The sequence below is a fragment of the Cognatundibacterium aquatile genome (assembly GCF_014699135.1).
In the GTDB taxonomy this organism is placed as follows: Bacteria; Pseudomonadota; Gammaproteobacteria; order Burkholderiales; family Burkholderiaceae_D; genus Undibacterium; species Undibacterium aquatile.
Map to the genome: position 1 here is coordinate 126315 of NZ_JACOFT010000006.1, position 15096 is coordinate 141410.

The window sequence follows — 15096 nt, forward strand, 5'->3', positions numbered from 1 at the left end:
TTACTTATCCCTATAAAAAAAATTTTTACACATGATTAAGAAAAATATTATCGCTGCAGCTCTGCTCGCCACTGGTTTCGCTATGAGCGCAAGCGCATCCGCACAGGCTTATGTTGGCGGTACAGTTGGCCAGGCAAAATGGAATGCAGACTGCCAAGGCACAACACAATGCGACACATCAGACACAGCATTTAAATTACTGGGCGGACTGGATCTGTACCCTAACATCGCTGTAGAAGCCAGCTACTTCTCTCTGGGCAAAGCAACTGCCAATGTCAGTGGTATCAAGGCCGAACTCAAAGCAAGCGGCGTTGACCTCGTTGGCGTATTCAAAACTACACCAGTCAATGGTTTCGTTGGCTTTGCTAAATTGGGTGTTGGCTACATCAAAGGCGAAGTCAATGCCTCTATCGGTGCAGTAAAAGGCTCTGTGTCTAAAAATTCCGCACAAGCAGTTGCAGGCCTGGGTGTTACCTATCAAGTAGCAAACAATGTTAACCTGCGCGCTGAATACGAACGTCGTGATGCAAAAGTTGCTGACGTTGACGGCGCAAAAGTAACGATCTCCAACTTCTCCGTTGGCGTTCAATACGCATTCTGATGCTCTGATTGCCCCGCGCAATCCATCATAAAAAAAGGCATGCTCAGGCATGCCTTTTTTTATTGAACAATACACTCACAATATTGATCCCCCAAAACCGCACTCTGAATCAGCGATGATCTTCGCGAAAAAATCGCCATCATCGTTGATTCCTTTCGCATCACTTGCTGAAACACGGTGCGGCCTCTGGGCACAGCAGATTTCAGATATGATCCCTCTTCCGAATCATTCTCAGAAAGTTGACAAGCATGTCGAATTCCTTTTTATCCAAAGACCAGCCAGACAGATTAAGTAAAACCAGCCGCGTATTGCATTGGCTGATCGCACTCGGTATGGTCGCGCTGCTTTGCGTGGGCATCATCATGACGAAAAATGAGCTGTGGAATCTCTACGACCTGCATAAATCGATAGGCTTACTGCTGTCGGTATTGATTATTTTTCGTGTGATCTGGAGAGCGGTAAATGGTTGGCCGCATCCGGCTGGGCACTATCGTCCAGTTGAGAAATTTTTAGGAAAAATCACGCACTGGGGGTTGATCATCGGCAGCGTTCTGATTCCCGTGTTCGGTATGATGCACTCGGGTTTCAGCGGACATGGCTTTGGAATTTTCGGGCTGGAAATCGTGAAGGAAAATCCAGACCCGCAACGCGTCAATGAAGTTCTCCCTATCTGGGAAGCCGGATATAAATTCGGTCAGGCAGGCCATCAATACATCAGCTATCTGCTGATATGTCTTTTGGTTTTACATATTGCCGGTGCACTCAAACATCACATTGTCGATAAAGATAAAACCTTGCTGCGTATGCTGGGAAAATAAATCTCAAAAAAAAAGCCGGTGCATTTGCAACACCGGCTTTTTTCACTTCTTTTGCTGCCTGGAATGCCTTTCATTCACTGCATTCATTTTTTACGGAACGGCAGCTCGACAGCTTATTCTTCTGCATGATTATGTGAATAATCATTGGCTTCCACCGGCACGTTCACACCGTTGATTCCTTCAAAGAAGAATGGCTTGCGGGCTTTTTTGCTTGCACCGGTTTCGTTCATGCTGGCCGTATCGTATAAACGGCCATTAATCATGACTTGCGTAATGCGGTCAGACTGGCGGATGTCTTTCAGCACATCGCCATCTATCACCATCAGATCAGCGAGTTTGCCCGGTTCCAGCGAACCCACATCTTTATCCAGACCAAGATAGCGCGCGCCGTTAATCGTCGCGCTGCGGATCGCTTCGATTGGTGTCATGCCGCCGCGCACCAGCGTCCACATTTCCCAATGCGCCGCCAGGCCTTCACGCTGACCATGCGCCCCCAGATTCACAGGCACGCCTGCTTTTTCCAGCGCCACGGCGGTTTCTGCGGTACGGAACACATTGAAATCTTCTTCCGGTGCGGTCACACGACGAACGCTGCGCGGTTGCAATACCGAGCGCGGCACGTATTTAGACAGGAGTGGATGCTTCCAGACGTCAGTACGCGCATACCAGTAATGTTCGCCATCCAGACCACCATAAGCAACGCCGAGTGTCGGGGTATAACCGACCTTAGTCTGCGACCACAACTGCTTCACGTCATCGTAAACTTTTTCCACCGGCAGCGCGTGCTCAACACCAGTATGACCATCGACGACCATCGTCATATTGTGCTGGAACAGCGAGCCACCTTCGGGCACCACCATCATGCCTGTCTGCCGTGCGGCTTCCAGAATCTGCTGACGCTGTTCGCGGCGTGGCTGATTATAACTTTTCACCGAAATCGCGCCTGCTGCTTTGAGGCGTTTCAGATGCGTCATCGCGTCATCCAGACTATTCACCACAGCGCTGAAATTGCCTTTTGCACCGTACAGAATTGTGCCAGTTGAAAAAATACGCGGTGCCACCACTTCTCCGGCTTTTTGCAATTCGCTGTGCGTGAAAATATCATTGGTGTCGTTTGACGGATCATGTATCGTCGTCACACCGAAAGCGAGCGACGCATAATCGATCCAGCTTTGTTGCGGGATAATGCCGCCCTCGCCCATGCCGCCATGCCAATGCACATCCACAATGCCCGGCAATATGGTTTTGCCTTTGGCGTCAATCACGGTTGCACCGGCAGGTGTCGCCACCTCTGACGTTTTGCCTATCTGCACAATGCGATTATCTTTAATGACGATGCGACCGTCTTCTATCACTTCATCGCCTTTCATGGTCGCAATCTTGGCGCCGGAAATCACCGTCACCCCGGCAGGCTTATCGGCCTTTTGTGCAAAGCCTATCTTCATGCCGTTTTCACTGAATTTCGGCAATTCCTTCGGCGCACCGGGCACGAAAGCAAAGGCATCTTTCAGATCGCGGGTGAACAATTCATCGCCCAGCGCAAAATGAATTTTCTTGCTATCGCCCGACCAATGCAGATATTGGCCTGCATTCACATCCAGCTGTTTGACTGGCAGCGCATCCATTTTCTGGCCTATCGTGATTGGTTTACCCGCCAGCGGCAGCGGCGTCACGTACGCATGGAAACGCTCACCAAATGCCAGCCATTCGCCATCAGGCGAGATCGCAAACTCACCGGCAAATTCACTTTTTGCCACCGCCTGTTCCGGTGATTTATCCAAAGGCACACGCACCAGCGATGTTGTCCAATCGACTTCGCCGGTGTATTTGGTGCGGCTCACATACACGGCGCTGCTGTCTTTGCCGAGCTGCGGTGCGCTGCCGTCTTCCGTCACCAGTACCGGTGCAGATTTACCGTCGGCATTGGCGATATACACACCTGTTTCGACTGCATACCACGGCGTGGTCAGGTAACCGCCTCTGGCTTTGACGAAAACAACTTGCTTACCATCCGGTGAAAAACGTGCCTGCACATATTTACCCGGTGCTTTCGTGATTACAGTGTCTTTGCCTGAGGCGATATCCAGCACTCTGACCGTACCCAGTTTCTGATCATTCCAGGTGGTGTAAACGACGCTTTTACCATCGCGCGAAAAGCTGGGGAAATATTCAAAATTCTCGGTTTGTTTCGTCAGGCGACGCGGTGTGCCATTCGGTAAATCGCGGATATACAAATGCCCCAGCGCCGAGTAAATCACTTTGTCACCTGCCGGTGCCACATTTACCCAGCGCAGCTGATGCACATCGAACTGATCCGGCGCGACCTCATGCGCGAAGCGTAATGCCGGACGAATCTCACGGCTGTCTTTGACGTGGAAAGCAATCTCATTCGCCTTGCCTGCGAACGGATCAAGACGCCATAATTTGCCCTTGGCCCAGACCACAATTTCTTTACTGCCCGGCATCCACGCAAACGCAGGATACACGCCGTGGATCGCCCAGGCTTCCTGCATATCGCGTTCCAGCTCTGGCCAGGCGGCAGTTTCAGCGCCGGTTTCCAGATTTTTCAGGAACAAGGTAGATTGATTGCGCACACGGCGCACGAAGGCGAGGTATTTTCCATCCGGCGAAGGCACAGGGCGCACCGCACCGCCAGGGCCGCTGACAATGGCTTTGACTTTACCGTCCTGTAAATCTTTGCGGAAAATCTGATAAATCTGCCCGTTGGAATCTTTGTTATATTCAAACGACGTGCCGCCTGTCGTGTCTTGCGAATAATAGACATAACGACCATCCGGAGAGAATGCGGGTTCGCCCAGATCTTTTTGCCAGTTCGGCTTTTCGTTCAGTTGTATGCCTGCACCACCGCTGGTGTGATACATCCAGATTTCACCGGAACCCAGCGAACGCGTGCCGCTGTAATGTTTGCGGGCGGCGATGTAATTGCCATCCGGATGCCAGACCGGATTATTCAACAGGCGGAAATCTTCTTTGGAAACGGCGCGCGCGTTGCTGCCATCGGCATCCATCACCCAGACATTATCGCCACCACCGGCGTCCGACATAAACGCAATGTGTTTACCATCCGGCGAAAAACGCGGCTGCATTTCCCATGCGAGCGAATGCGTGAGTGCTTTCGCCTCGCCACCGCTGACCGGCAGGCTGTAAATGTCGCCGAGTAAATCAAACACCACTTGCTTGCCGTCGGGGCTGACATCGACGCTCATCCAGGTGCCGCTGCGGGTATCGATATTCACCGTTTGTTTTTCACCGGGCGGATTATTCACATCCCATTTTTTCTTGTCGGCATCCGCTTTTTTTTCAGCTTTAGCGTCAGCAGCGGCTGGTTTTTCAGCATCGGCTGCGAAAGACGCCGCCGGAAAACACATCATCACTGCCAGTGCACCCGGCAAAAGTCTGGAAACTCGCATCAATTTTCTCCCTGTTGATTTTTTTCAGTTCACCTTCGCCCGCCGTTGTCCTGCCAATTTGTAGAAACAGGCTGAGCGCAGATGATATTTGGCGTCTATCGGATACGAAAAACAGGCAAATAGTTCCCGTTGAATGCGTGTTTAGTTGCAGTTTAGTTGTAGTTTCGTTTCAGTTTCACGATGGCGGGCGTCGCGTCTTGCGCGGTGACAAAGAATATTCTGGAACAGCTTGAAGATATCGCAGATTCTGCCGCCCAAAATCAGTCATAGAGAGACGCATCAACTCCGGGGACACCAGTAGCACAAACCAGCACAAGGGGGAATTTGCCTGCAAAACGTCAAAAACAGCTTAAATATACTCCCCCCAGTATATTTTAAAGCCCTTTATTTATAAGGAGATGAAGGCGAAAACGGCAGATACTCCCTGTTTTTCTTCATTTTCCGGGCTTTTTTCGAGGTCGGACGACAGCCGGACCAGCGTTCAAATCAGCTCGCGCTTGTTACCGAGTTGTTTGGCGCAACACCCCAATCACGCAGAATGTCCTGACTGTGCTGCCCGGGCTGCGCCGGTGCTTGCGGCACATCCGGCACGCTGCGGCTGAAACGCGGTGCAGGTGCTGGCTGCGTCACGCCATCGACCTCAATAAAATTCTGCCGCGCCAGATTATGCAGATGCTGCGGTGCCTCGGCCATATCGAGTACAGGCGCAAAACAGATGTCGGTGCCTTCCATGATCGCGCACCATTCAGCCCGGGTTTTGCTGCCAAAAATCGTCGCTAATTTTTGTTTCAGCTCCGGCCAGGCAGGTGTGTGCATTTGCTGCTGAAATGCAGGATCGGTGATGCCTGCGTGTTGCTGCAATAACTGATAAAACTGCGGTTCTATCGCACCGACCGAAACGAATTTACCGTCCGCGCAGGCGTAGGTATCGTAAAAATGCGCGCCACCATCCAGCATATTGCTACCGCGCTGATCATTCCACGCACCGTAAGCACGGAAGCCATACAGCATCGCGCCGAGCAAGGCGGAGCCATCCACCATCGCCGCATCCACCACCTGACCGCGCCCGGATGTTTTCGCTTCCAGTAAAGCGCACACCACGCCGAACGCCAGCATCATCGCTCCGCCGCCAAAATCACCGACCAGATTCAGCGGCGGTGCTGGAGGCGTATCGGGGCGCCCCATCGCTTGCAGCATACCGCTCAAGGCGATGTAATTCAGATCGTGCCCTGCCACTTGCGCTAAAGGACCATCTTGTCCCCAGCCTGTCATGCGGCCAAACACCAGACGCGGATTTTTCTGCAGGCAGACGTCCGGCCCGAGCCCCAGGCGTTCCATCACACCGGGGCGGAATCCTTCGATCAGCGCATCGGCTTTGCCGACCAGTTCCAGCAAAGCCGCGCGGTCTTGCGGCTGCTTCAGATCCAGCGCCAGCGAACGCCTGCCGCGCGCCATCACATCATATTTCGTGCCCAGCATAGGAAATGGATTCGCCGCACCGGGAACTGGCGGGCGATCTATGCGTATCACCTCCGCTCCCATGTCGGCAAACATCATCGCCGCAAACGGGCAAGGCCCCAACCCCACCATTTCTATGATGCGCAAACCAGTTAATGGACCACTCATACTTCCTCCGGAGAATGATTATCTGATGCAGGGTACGTCGCGTTTTCTGCCGCATAATCTTCGTACCAAGCAGCACACGCGATTCTGTCAGAACGACACCCTGATCAATTTACTTGCAATCGCTTACAGGCCGCGGGCGATGATTTCTTTCATGATCTCATTCGCGCCGCCATAAATACGTTGCACCCGCGCATCGACATACATCTGCGCAATTGGATATTCCAGCATATAGCCATAACCGCCGAACAGTTGCAGACATTGATCGATCACTTTGCATTGCAGATCGGATATCCAGTATTTCGCCATCGACGCCAGCTCAGTATCCATACGGCCTTCGAGCATATCGACGATGCAACGGTCGATGAAGGTGCGGGCAATAGTGGCTTCGGTTTTGATTTCCGCCAGTACAAAACGGGTGTTCTGCATTTCTATCAAAGCTTGTCCGAAAGCCTTGCGCTGTTTCGTATGCTCGACTGTCAGCTGCAAAGCACGTTCTATCGCGGCAACCCCGGTGACACCGAGTATCGTGCGTTCATACGGTAACTCTGTCATCAATTGTGCGAAGCCACGACCTTCCACGCCACCGAGCACCGCATCCGCAGGCACGCGCACATCGTCAAAAAACAGCTCACAGGTATCCTGCCCTTTCTGACCGATTTTCTCCAGGATGCGACCGACTTTAAAACCGGGGCAATCTCTGGTTTCCAGCAACATCAGCGAAACACCTTTGGCACCCGCGTCCGGATCAGTTTTGGCAACGACAACGATCAGATCAGCCAGATAGCCATTCGAGATAAAAATTTTAGAGCCATTAATGCGGTAACCATCTGCATCCGGCAAGGCGGTGGTGCGTATGCCTTTCAGATCAGAACCGGCACCGGGTTCGGACATTGCAATCGCGGCGACCATTTCGCCGCTCGCCAGCAAGGGCAGATATTTTTTCTTTTGCGCTTCCGTTCCCTGATTCAGAATGTAGTGCGCCACAATCGCATTCACATGGATGCCGAACGCCATGTCACCGCCATAAGTCAGCTCTTCAAACACGATCGCCTGATGCGCAAAGCTGCCGCCGGAACCGCAGTATTCTTCAGGGATATCGGCCAGCAACATGCCCATCTCGCCGCCCTTGCGCCACAACTCGCGATCAACGTGTTGTTGTTTTGCCCAACGTTCCTGATGCGGTACTACTTCGGCATCGACAAAGCGGCGTATGGCATCGCGAAATGAGACCAGTTCCGGCGTCATCCATGGTGAGCTGTAATTCATCGTTTTCTCCTGTTCATCGTTTTTTCTTAGTACTTATTCTTAGCGCTTATTCTTAGCGTTTATGATCAGATCACTATCGCATCACGACAGGATCAGGATTGACGATACATGGTCACGACGCAAGCGCCGCCCAGCCCCAGATTATGTTGCAGCGCTGTCTGCGCATTGGCAACCTGTCTGGCACCAGCATTGCCACGCAATTGCTGGGTCAGCTCAAAGCATTGCGCCAGCCCGGTGGCACCCAGCGGATGCCCTTTCGACAGCAAGCCGCCGGATGGATTGGTCACCACTTTACCGCCGTAGGTATTGTCGCCATCGTCGATGAATTTTTCCGCGCCACCTTCAGGGCATAAACCCAGCGCTTCGTAAGTGATCAGTTCATTGTGTGCAAAGCAGTCGTGCAATTCGACGACATCCAGATCTTCCGGGCCTATGCCAGCCTGGGCATAGACTTTCGCTGCCGCACTCTGGCTCATGTCGTAACCCACTACGCGCATCATGTCACCGGAATTAAAGGTCGATGGCGTATCCGTGGTCATGGCTTGTGCGGCAATATAGACCTGCGTATTCAAGCCACGCGCTTTGGCAAATTTTTCAGAAACCAGGACTGCCGCAGCAGCGCCACAGGTCGGCGGACATGCCATCAGTTTCGTCATCACACCGGGCCAGATCATGGTGGAATTCAGCACATCTTCCGGTGTCACTTCCTGACGAAATAAGGCCAGCGGATTATTCACCGCATGGCGGCTGGCTTTGGCGCGGATTTTTGCAAACGATGCCAGCGGTGTGCCGTATTTCTGCATGTGTGCCAACCCGGCACCACCAAAATAGCGCAGCGCCAGCGGAATCTGCGGCATGCCGACCAACTGATCGGTGACGGCATCAAACGCATCAAACGGACTCGGTCTGTCCTGAAACACTGAGCCCAGCGCACCCGGGCTCATCTGCTCAAACCCCAACACCAGCACGCAATCAACGGCGCCACTGGCAATCGCCTGACGCGCCAGAAACAAGGCGCTGGAACCGGTCGAACAATTATTATTCACATTCACAATCGGTATGCCGGACATGCCGATCTGATACAAAGCCTTTTGCCCTGCCGTTGAATCGCCATAGACATAACCGACATACGCCTGCTCGATGTCATCGTAGCTGATGCCTGCATCAGCGAGTGCCAGACGGCCGGCCGTCATGCCCATCTGATCGTAACTCGCGCTGGTGCCTGGCTTGACGAAAGGGATCATCCCTACGCCGGATACATATACCCGCTGATTCATGTGTGTCTCCTGATTATTTTTATGATTGATAGATGATGTAAAACTGCGCTGAAGCAAAGCTGCGTCATCTCCGGTAACAACTTTGCAGCTTTGCCGCATCGTCCGCAGAACAGCCGGGCTGAAGCGGGCAACAAAATAGGTCAAACGACCAATTAAACAAAAATTATAGGTCAGTCGTACTATTTGTCAATCGTTATGGGATAATTTTGCCTCACACGTATTCACTCAAGCGGTCATCTCCACACATTACTCATGCCTGACGCACTGTACACCTCGTTGAAAAGCAAACCTTCCGGAACCACAGAAAAAGGCATGGAGCGCGTCCACGCGATACTCAGCGTTGCACGGACGATTTTTGCGACCGAGGGTTACGCTGGTTTATCGATGCGCAAAGTCGCTTCGCAGGCAGGCATCAGCCTCAGCAACGTGCAGCACTATTATCAAAGCAAAGATTTGCTGATCGAGGCCGTGCTGCTGATGACGATGAATACGTTTCAGGAAAAACTCGATCACATCACCACAACGAAGGGCAAACTGTCGCGCATAGAGCAGCTCAACAGCGCCATCGATATGTTTCTGGAAGAATTGAATGATCCGCTGACGCACGGTTTGTTTTTTGAACTATGGGCACTGGCCGCGCGCAATGCATTTGCTTCGGCGCTGATGGATACGATGATTCTGCGCGAACGCAAGGCCATCTATAAATTGATACGCGGTATGCACCCGGATGTCAGTGATGACGAGTACATGTTACGCGCAGTTCTGATCGTTGCGCAGGTGGAAGGTCTGATGCTGTTCCGCTATCACAAGCACAGACAAAAAACAGAAATGCAGGCAGTGCATGCGGCGTTGAAGAAAAACATCATACAACTTGCCACCACCGCATGAAGCCTGCGTTCTTACAATAAAAATCAGGCCATCGCGGACACAAAGAACAGCCCGCTCAGCGCAATGCCGGCACCGGCGAAGCGGCTGATTTTTGCGTTGAGAAAACGGTTTGCAGTGATCGTCGCGAATAAGCCACTCAGATGCAGCAAGGCAGTCGCGACAACAAAACCGGTTCCGAATGCCAACGCCTTACCATCGGCAGGCATTTCAACCCCATGCGCATAACCATGTGCAACGGCGAATACCGCAATCAATGCCGTGCTGGCTGCCAGCGGCAATTTCACCGCGCCCGCGATCAGCAAACCGAGTATCAATACAGAGGCGGCGATGCCTGCTTCCACGCCCGGAATGATGATGCCACTCATGCCCAGCGCAGCACCTGCCGTCATCATCAGCGGAAATGCCAGTGGCAAAAGCCAGTATGCCGGGCGCTGATGTTGCGCTGCCCAGATGCCAACCGCTAGCATTGCCAGCAAATGATCTGCACCCATCAGCGGATGCAGGAAACCAGCCAGAAAGCCGCTGCCTCCGGCGACGGAATGCATCACGCTGACGTGGGCAAATGCGGGTGTAGCGGCCAACATCGTTGCGCTCAGCAAGCTCAACAAGCTCAGTAAAAGGCGGGATTGAACGGTGACTGATTTCATGATTTTTTCCTTCAGCTTGGATAAATACGAATAGATAATTTTTCAGAAAAACATCGCAGGACTTACACAACATTGCATCACGCCACTGGGGCGGTTTTGCGTCAGTCCTCGCACGGGCTTATGGCCTGACTTCGTCCAGCATGCCCTGCTCACGAATGAAACTCACCACCGTTTCCAGCCCGTCACCGGTGCGCAGATTCGTGAACACAAACGGGCGTGTGCCGCGCATACGCTTGGCATCCTGCGCCATGATGTCGAGGTTCGCGCCGACATGCGGTGCCAGATCGGTTTTATTGATGATCAGCAGATCAGAACGGGTGATGCCGGGGCCGCCTTTGCGCGGGATTTTTTCACCGCCAGCCACGTCGATCACATAAATCGTCAGATCGGATAATTCAGGGCTGAAGGTCGCCGCCAGATTGTCACCGCCGGACTCGACCAGAATCAGATCGAGATCAGGAAAATCGGCGCTCATGCGCGCAATCGCTTCCAGATTAATCGAGGCATCTTCGCGAATCGCGGTATGCGGGCAACCGCCGGTTTCCACACCCATCAGTCTTTCCGCTGGCAACGCATCGGCACGCAGCAGAATTTCCATGTCTTCTTTGGTGTAAATATCATTCGTGATGACTGCCATTTCATAGTCGTCGCGCATGCGTTTGCAAAGCATTTCGCAAAGTGCTGTTTTGCCGGAACCAACAGGGCCACCAATGCCGACACGCAAGGGATTCGGTTCGCTCTTGCCAGTCGCTGCGCTCGTATCGGCTGCGTTTAAATTTTCCGCATTTAAATTTTCTGTATTCATATTCATTCTGTTCCTGTTGTTCTCATGTTGAGGCGACAAACATCATCCTTAACTTCCATCTGTAAAACACGTCAGGAGCGGTAAAGACGGCTGTACTGCACTTCATGCTGCATCGATAATAGCGATAAGCCCGGCGACCAGTTCGATAACTGATGGTCTTCCAGATGTTCTGCCAGCGTCGCTGCGGCTTCCAGATCTGCGCGCAGCGACAGCAATAAACGCTGCCCTGCAACCTGCCCCAGCGGTATCGACTTCACACACACCAGCGCCTGATTTTCTGCCCAGGTAAATAACATACCTAGCAAGGCTGCTGTCGCAGGCACCTCCAGCGCGACGGCGGCACAAGCCAGTGCGGTCGGTAATGGCAACTCGCTTTGCGCCTGCAAGATCGTCAGCAATGCAGGATCGGCAATCTGTAAATCGCCCACCAACTTGCCCAGCGAGTATCCCATTTGTATGGTTTCTGCCCGAAATTCAGCAGTATCGCGGGCGGCAATAAATAACTCATTCCAGTAAGTGACTGCGGCCTGATCCCGGCGCTGAAATGCCGCCATCAAGCGCCACAACACCGGCGCTTCAAAGCGGGCAACCACTTCGCGCAAATACGTGGTGATCCATGCTCTCGCTGTCGCTTCATTCTTTACCGTGCCATTCTCTATCGCCGCTTCCAGGCCTTGCGAATAGCTGTAAGCCCCTATCGGCAACGACGGGCTGGCAAGCTGCAACAGATGAAGTAAGGCGGCGGATTGCATGTGCTTATATTTGTTGTTGCTTACTGTTTATCCGAAGGACGATGTATCCGTTGCCGCAACGGGATAGGCGCCAGCGGATTATGCGGATGCATCTCGTCGCCGCCATGATGATGGCCGCCGCCGTAAGCACCGGCTTCCGGCTCGAAACTCGCCAGTTCTTCAGTCACGACAGCATTCAGGCCTTCCAGCATTTCTTTCAGTACCGGGTCTTTGCGGATACGCAAAAAGCCATCGCCTAATTGCGCCTGCGTGTGCCGATTTCCCAGATGGAAGGCGCAGCGCAGCAATGCAAACGCATTCGCACATTCGACCTTATAAGTAGGTTCAGCCGCCGCCAGCACCTGAATAATGCGGCCATCATTTGCCAGCATCAGATCGCCATCGCGCATCACGGTGCCGCGCACGGTGAATACAGCCACATCTTCACCGCTTTGCAGCGTCGCACGCAAACGCGATTTTTCGCGCAATTCATACGGCAGGATAAGTTGGCCGTCGATCTGAGGCGCATTCTCACTGCGTTCAATTTTGGTTTGGAGTGTCAGCATCATGTCAGAATAAAAAATAGCGCTGTGCCATCGGTAAAATTTTTGCTGGTTCGCACACCAGCAATTCACCATTCGCACGCACTTCATAGGTTTCAGGGTCCACTTCCATCTTTGGCGTAAGCCCGTTGAGGATCATGTCTTGTTTGCGGATCGTGCGCGTGTTCTTTACCGGAATCAGGGTTTTATTCAGTTTCAGTTGTTCTGCTAATCCGGCATCAAATGCCGCTTGCGAGACAAAGGTAAACGATTTTTTCAGACCGCCGCCAAACGCGCCAAACATCATGCGGTAATGCACAGGCTGCGGCGTTGGAATCGACGCATTCGGGTCGCCCATCTGCGCCGCTGCGATCATGCCGCCTTTCAATATCATCGATGGTTTCACGCCGAAGAACGCGGGTTTCCACAACACGATATCGGCAATTTTCCCAACCTCCAGCGAACCCACCGCATGCGAAATGCCATGCGTGATCGCCGGATTAATCGTGTATTTGGCGATGTAACGTCGGGCGCGGAAATTATCGTTATGGCGACTGTCTTCCGGTAATGCGCCGCGCTGTTGTTTCATCTTATCGGCGGTTTGCCAGGTGCGCATAATCACCTCACCAACACGCCCCATCGCCTGCGAATCTGACGACATCATCGAGATCGCGCCGATGTCATGCAGAATATCTTCGGCAGCAATCGTCTCACGGCGTATGCGCGATTCGGCAAACGCAATATCTTCTGCAATCGCCGGATCAAGGTGATGGCAGACCATCAGCATATCCAGATGTTCATCGAGCGTATTGACGGTATAGGGCCGGGTCGGATTGGTCGACGACGGCAGCACATTGCCCTCACCTACTGCGGCGATGATGTCCGGCGCATGGCCGCCACCCGCGCCCTCTGTGTGGAAAGTATGTATCGTGCGGTCTTTGAATGCGGCCAGCGTGTGCTCTAAAAAACCGCCTTCGTTCAGGGTATCGCTATGAATGGCGACCTGCACATCCATGTTGTCGGCCACACTCAGACAATTATCAATGGCCTGCGGCGTTGTGCCCCAGTCTTCATGCAGTTTCAGACCTATCGCACCGGCGCGGATCTGCTCTTCCAGCGGCAATGGCAGGCTGACATTGCCTTTCCCTAAAAAACCCAGATTCATAGGAAACGCATCTGCTGCCATGATCATGGAATGCAGATGCCACGGCCCCGGTGTGCAGGTCGTTGCAGCAGTACCGACCGCAGGCCCGGTGCCGCCACCAAGCATGGTGGTCACGCCGCTCATCAGCGCTTCTTCTATCTGTTGCGGGCAAATGAAATGAATATGCGAATCAATGCCACCGGCAGTGACGATCATGCCCTCGCCCGCAATGATTTCAGTCGCTCCGCCGATTGCCATATCCACGCCGGGTTGAATATCAGGATTGCCCGCCTTGCCTATGCAAGCGATCAGGCCGTTTTTCAAACCGATATCCGCTTTGACTATGCCCCAATGATCGAGGATGACCGCATTCGTGATCACGGTATCCATCACGTCAGCATGCGCGCGCTGAGATTGCCCCATGCCATCGCGTATCACTTTGCCGCCGCCGAATTTGACTTCTTCGCCATAGATCGCAAAGTCTTTTTCGATCTCAATAAATAAACCGGTATCGGCAAGGCGAATACGGTCGCCCGTGGTCGGGCCAAACATTTCGGCATACGCCTGACGCGAAATTTTCATGCGTTGTTCTCCTTCGCATCCAGTGCACCCATCACCTTGCCGCTGAAACCAAACACCCGCCGTTCACCTGCCAGCGCCACCAGCTCAACCGTACGTTGCTGCCCCGGCTCAAAGCGCACCGCCGTACCCGCAGCGATATTCAGCCGCATGCCATACGCCGCCTGCCGCTCAAATTGCAGCGCCGGATTGGTTTCAAAAAAATGAAAATGCGAGCCCACCTGAATCGGCCGGTCACCGCTATTGGCCACCGTCAGCGACGTCGTCTGCCGCCCCACATTCAGCTCGATATCGCCGTCAGCGATCAGCATTTCTCCGGGAATCATGTGGCCTCCTATGGAATCGGATGATGAACGGTCACCAGCTTGGTGCCATCCGGAAAAGTCGCCTCGACCTGAATATCCGGAATCATTTCAGGAATCCCTTCCATCACATCGGCACGGCTCAATATCTGCGTGCCATCGGACATCAATTCCGCCACGCTTTTACCATCGCGTGCACCTTCCATAATCGCAGCAGTAATCAGCGCCACCGCTTCCGGATAATTCAGTTTCAGACCACGCGCCTTGCGTCTTTCTGCCAGCAGCGCCGCCGTAAAAATAAGTAATTTGTCTTTTTCTCTCGGGCTCAGATCCATCGTTCGTTTTCCTCATCTGCATACGCAATGTGTTGTTGACAGAAACAGCAAGAATCAAACCAGCCAGAACGCACCAATGCCTATCGCCAATGCACTACCGCGAA

General features: G+C 53.0%; 14 protein-coding genes. 3 read left to right on the top strand and 11 right to left on the bottom strand.

Going from position 1 to position 15096, the window contains the following annotated elements:
- The first annotated feature begins 31 nt into the window (after positions 1 to 31).
- Entirely contained in the window at positions 32 to 601 is a 570-nt protein-coding gene (locus tag H8K26_RS15575; protein WP_190480768.1) for an outer membrane beta-barrel protein, read from the top strand.
- Positions 602 to 849: 248 nt separating this feature from the next.
- Positions 850 to 1419: a cytochrome b gene (locus H8K26_RS15580; RefSeq protein WP_190480769.1), complete on the top strand. Its 570-nt coding sequence runs from the start codon at positions 850 to 852 to the stop codon at positions 1417 to 1419.
- 113 nt (positions 1420 to 1532) lie between these two features.
- On the opposite strand, the gene H8K26_RS15585 is transcribed toward H8K26_RS15580, so the two are convergent.
- From H8K26_RS15585 to H8K26_RS15600, 4 genes are all read right to left on the bottom strand, one after another.
- Positions 1533 to 4850, bottom strand: coding sequence for an amidohydrolase family protein (locus tag H8K26_RS15585; protein ID WP_190480770.1), 3318 nt, complete (start codon positions 4848 to 4850; stop codon positions 1533 to 1535).
- A 486-nt stretch (positions 4851 to 5336) separates the two neighbouring features.
- Positions 5337 to 6476, bottom strand: coding sequence for a CaiB/BaiF CoA transferase family protein (locus tag H8K26_RS15590; RefSeq protein ID WP_190480771.1), 1140 nt, complete (start codon positions 6474 to 6476; stop codon positions 5337 to 5339).
- Between the two features lie 123 nt (positions 6477 to 6599).
- On the bottom strand, positions 6600 to 7742 hold the full coding sequence (locus tag H8K26_RS15595; RefSeq protein ID WP_223827058.1) for an acyl-CoA dehydrogenase family protein: 1143 nt from the start codon (positions 7740 to 7742) through the stop codon (positions 6600 to 6602).
- A gap of 92 nt (positions 7743 to 7834) precedes the next feature.
- Positions 7835 to 9019, bottom strand: a complete 1185-nt coding sequence (locus H8K26_RS15600) for a lipid-transfer protein (RefSeq protein ID WP_190480772.1) — start codon at positions 9017 to 9019, stop codon at positions 7835 to 7837.
- A gap of 252 nt (positions 9020 to 9271) precedes the next feature.
- Here H8K26_RS15600 and H8K26_RS15605 point away from each other — a divergent pair, with 252 nt between their 5' ends.
- Positions 9272 to 9907, top strand: coding sequence for a TetR/AcrR family transcriptional regulator (locus tag H8K26_RS15605; RefSeq protein ID WP_190480773.1), 636 nt, complete (start codon positions 9272 to 9274; stop codon positions 9905 to 9907).
- A gap of 23 nt (positions 9908 to 9930) precedes the next feature.
- Here H8K26_RS15605 and H8K26_RS15610 read toward each other — a convergent pair whose 3' ends face one another.
- The 7 genes from H8K26_RS15610 to H8K26_RS15640 all read right to left on the bottom strand — a co-directional run bounded on the left by H8K26_RS15610 (position 9931) and on the right by H8K26_RS15640 (position 14992).
- Positions 9931 to 10554 (bottom strand): HupE/UreJ family protein, encoded by a 624-nt coding sequence (locus tag H8K26_RS15610; RefSeq protein WP_190480774.1) that lies wholly within the window; start codon positions 10552 to 10554, stop codon positions 9931 to 9933.
- Positions 10555 to 10672: 118 nt separating this feature from the next.
- On the bottom strand, positions 10673 to 11365 hold the full coding sequence (gene ureG / locus H8K26_RS15615; RefSeq protein WP_223827059.1) for an urease accessory protein UreG: 693 nt from the start codon (positions 11363 to 11365) through the stop codon (positions 10673 to 10675).
- A 65-nt stretch (positions 11366 to 11430) separates the two neighbouring features.
- Positions 11431 to 12111: an urease accessory protein UreF gene (locus H8K26_RS15620; RefSeq protein ID WP_190480775.1), complete on the bottom strand. Its 681-nt coding sequence runs from the start codon at positions 12109 to 12111 to the stop codon at positions 11431 to 11433.
- A gap of 20 nt (positions 12112 to 12131) precedes the next feature.
- A complete protein-coding gene (gene ureE / locus H8K26_RS15625; protein WP_190480913.1) occupies positions 12132 to 12656 on the bottom strand; it encodes an urease accessory protein UreE in 525 nt (174 codons plus the stop codon).
- Positions 12657 to 12660: 4 nt separating this feature from the next.
- Positions 12661 to 14358: an urease subunit alpha gene (gene ureC, locus H8K26_RS15630; RefSeq protein WP_190480776.1), complete on the bottom strand. Its 1698-nt coding sequence runs from the start codon at positions 14356 to 14358 to the stop codon at positions 12661 to 12663.
- Entirely contained in the window at positions 14355 to 14681 is a 327-nt protein-coding gene (locus H8K26_RS15635) for an urease subunit beta (RefSeq protein WP_190480777.1), read from the bottom strand. Before H8K26_RS15635 ends, ureC begins: the two co-directional genes overlap by 4 nt.
- An 8-nt stretch (positions 14682 to 14689) precedes the next feature.
- Entirely contained in the window at positions 14690 to 14992 is a 303-nt protein-coding gene (locus tag H8K26_RS15640; protein ID WP_190480778.1) for an urease subunit gamma, read from the bottom strand.
- Positions 14993 to 15096 lie beyond the last annotated feature (104 nt).

Excerpts from the sequence above, each read along its gene's own strand:
- ureG (WP_223827059.1), bottom strand. The coding sequence starts at position 11,365 with ATGAATATGAATACAGAAAATTTAAATGCGGAAAATTTAAACGCAGCC.
- H8K26_RS15600 (WP_190480772.1), bottom strand. The coding sequence starts at position 9,019 with ATGAATCAGCGGGTATATGTATCCGGCGTAGGGATGATCCCTTTCGTC.
- ureC (WP_190480776.1), bottom strand. The coding sequence starts at position 14,358 with ATGAAAATTTCGCGTCAGGCGTATGCCGAAATGTTTGGCCCGACCACG.
- H8K26_RS15635 (WP_190480777.1), bottom strand. The coding sequence starts at position 14,681 with ATGATTCCCGGAGAAATGCTGATCGCTGACGGCGATATCGAGCTGAAT.
- H8K26_RS15610 (WP_190480774.1), bottom strand. The coding sequence starts at position 10,554 with ATGAAATCAGTCACCGTTCAATCCCGCCTTTTACTGAGCTTGTTGAGC.
- H8K26_RS15595 (WP_223827058.1), bottom strand. The coding sequence starts at position 7,742 with ATGAATTACAGCTCACCATGGATGACGCCGGAACTGGTCTCATTTCGC.
- H8K26_RS15590 (WP_190480771.1), bottom strand. The coding sequence starts at position 6,476 with ATGAGTGGTCCATTAACTGGTTTGCGCATCATAGAAATGGTGGGGTTG.
- H8K26_RS15640 (WP_190480778.1), bottom strand. The coding sequence starts at position 14,992 with ATGGATCTGAGCCCGAGAGAAAAAGACAAATTACTTATTTTTACGGCG.
- H8K26_RS15605 (WP_190480773.1), top strand. The coding sequence starts at position 9,272 with ATGCCTGACGCACTGTACACCTCGTTGAAAAGCAAACCTTCCGGAACC.
- ureE (WP_190480913.1), bottom strand. The coding sequence starts at position 12,656 with ATGCTGACACTCCAAACCAAAATTGAACGCAGTGAGAATGCGCCTCAG.
- H8K26_RS15575 (WP_190480768.1), top strand. The coding sequence starts at position 32 with ATGATTAAGAAAAATATTATCGCTGCAGCTCTGCTCGCCACTGGTTTC.
- H8K26_RS15585 (WP_190480770.1), bottom strand. The coding sequence starts at position 4,850 with ATGCGAGTTTCCAGACTTTTGCCGGGTGCACTGGCAGTGATGATGTGT.
- H8K26_RS15580 (WP_190480769.1), top strand. The coding sequence starts at position 850 with ATGTCGAATTCCTTTTTATCCAAAGACCAGCCAGACAGATTAAGTAAA.
- H8K26_RS15620 (WP_190480775.1), bottom strand. The coding sequence starts at position 12,111 with ATGCAATCCGCCGCCTTACTTCATCTGTTGCAGCTTGCCAGCCCGTCG.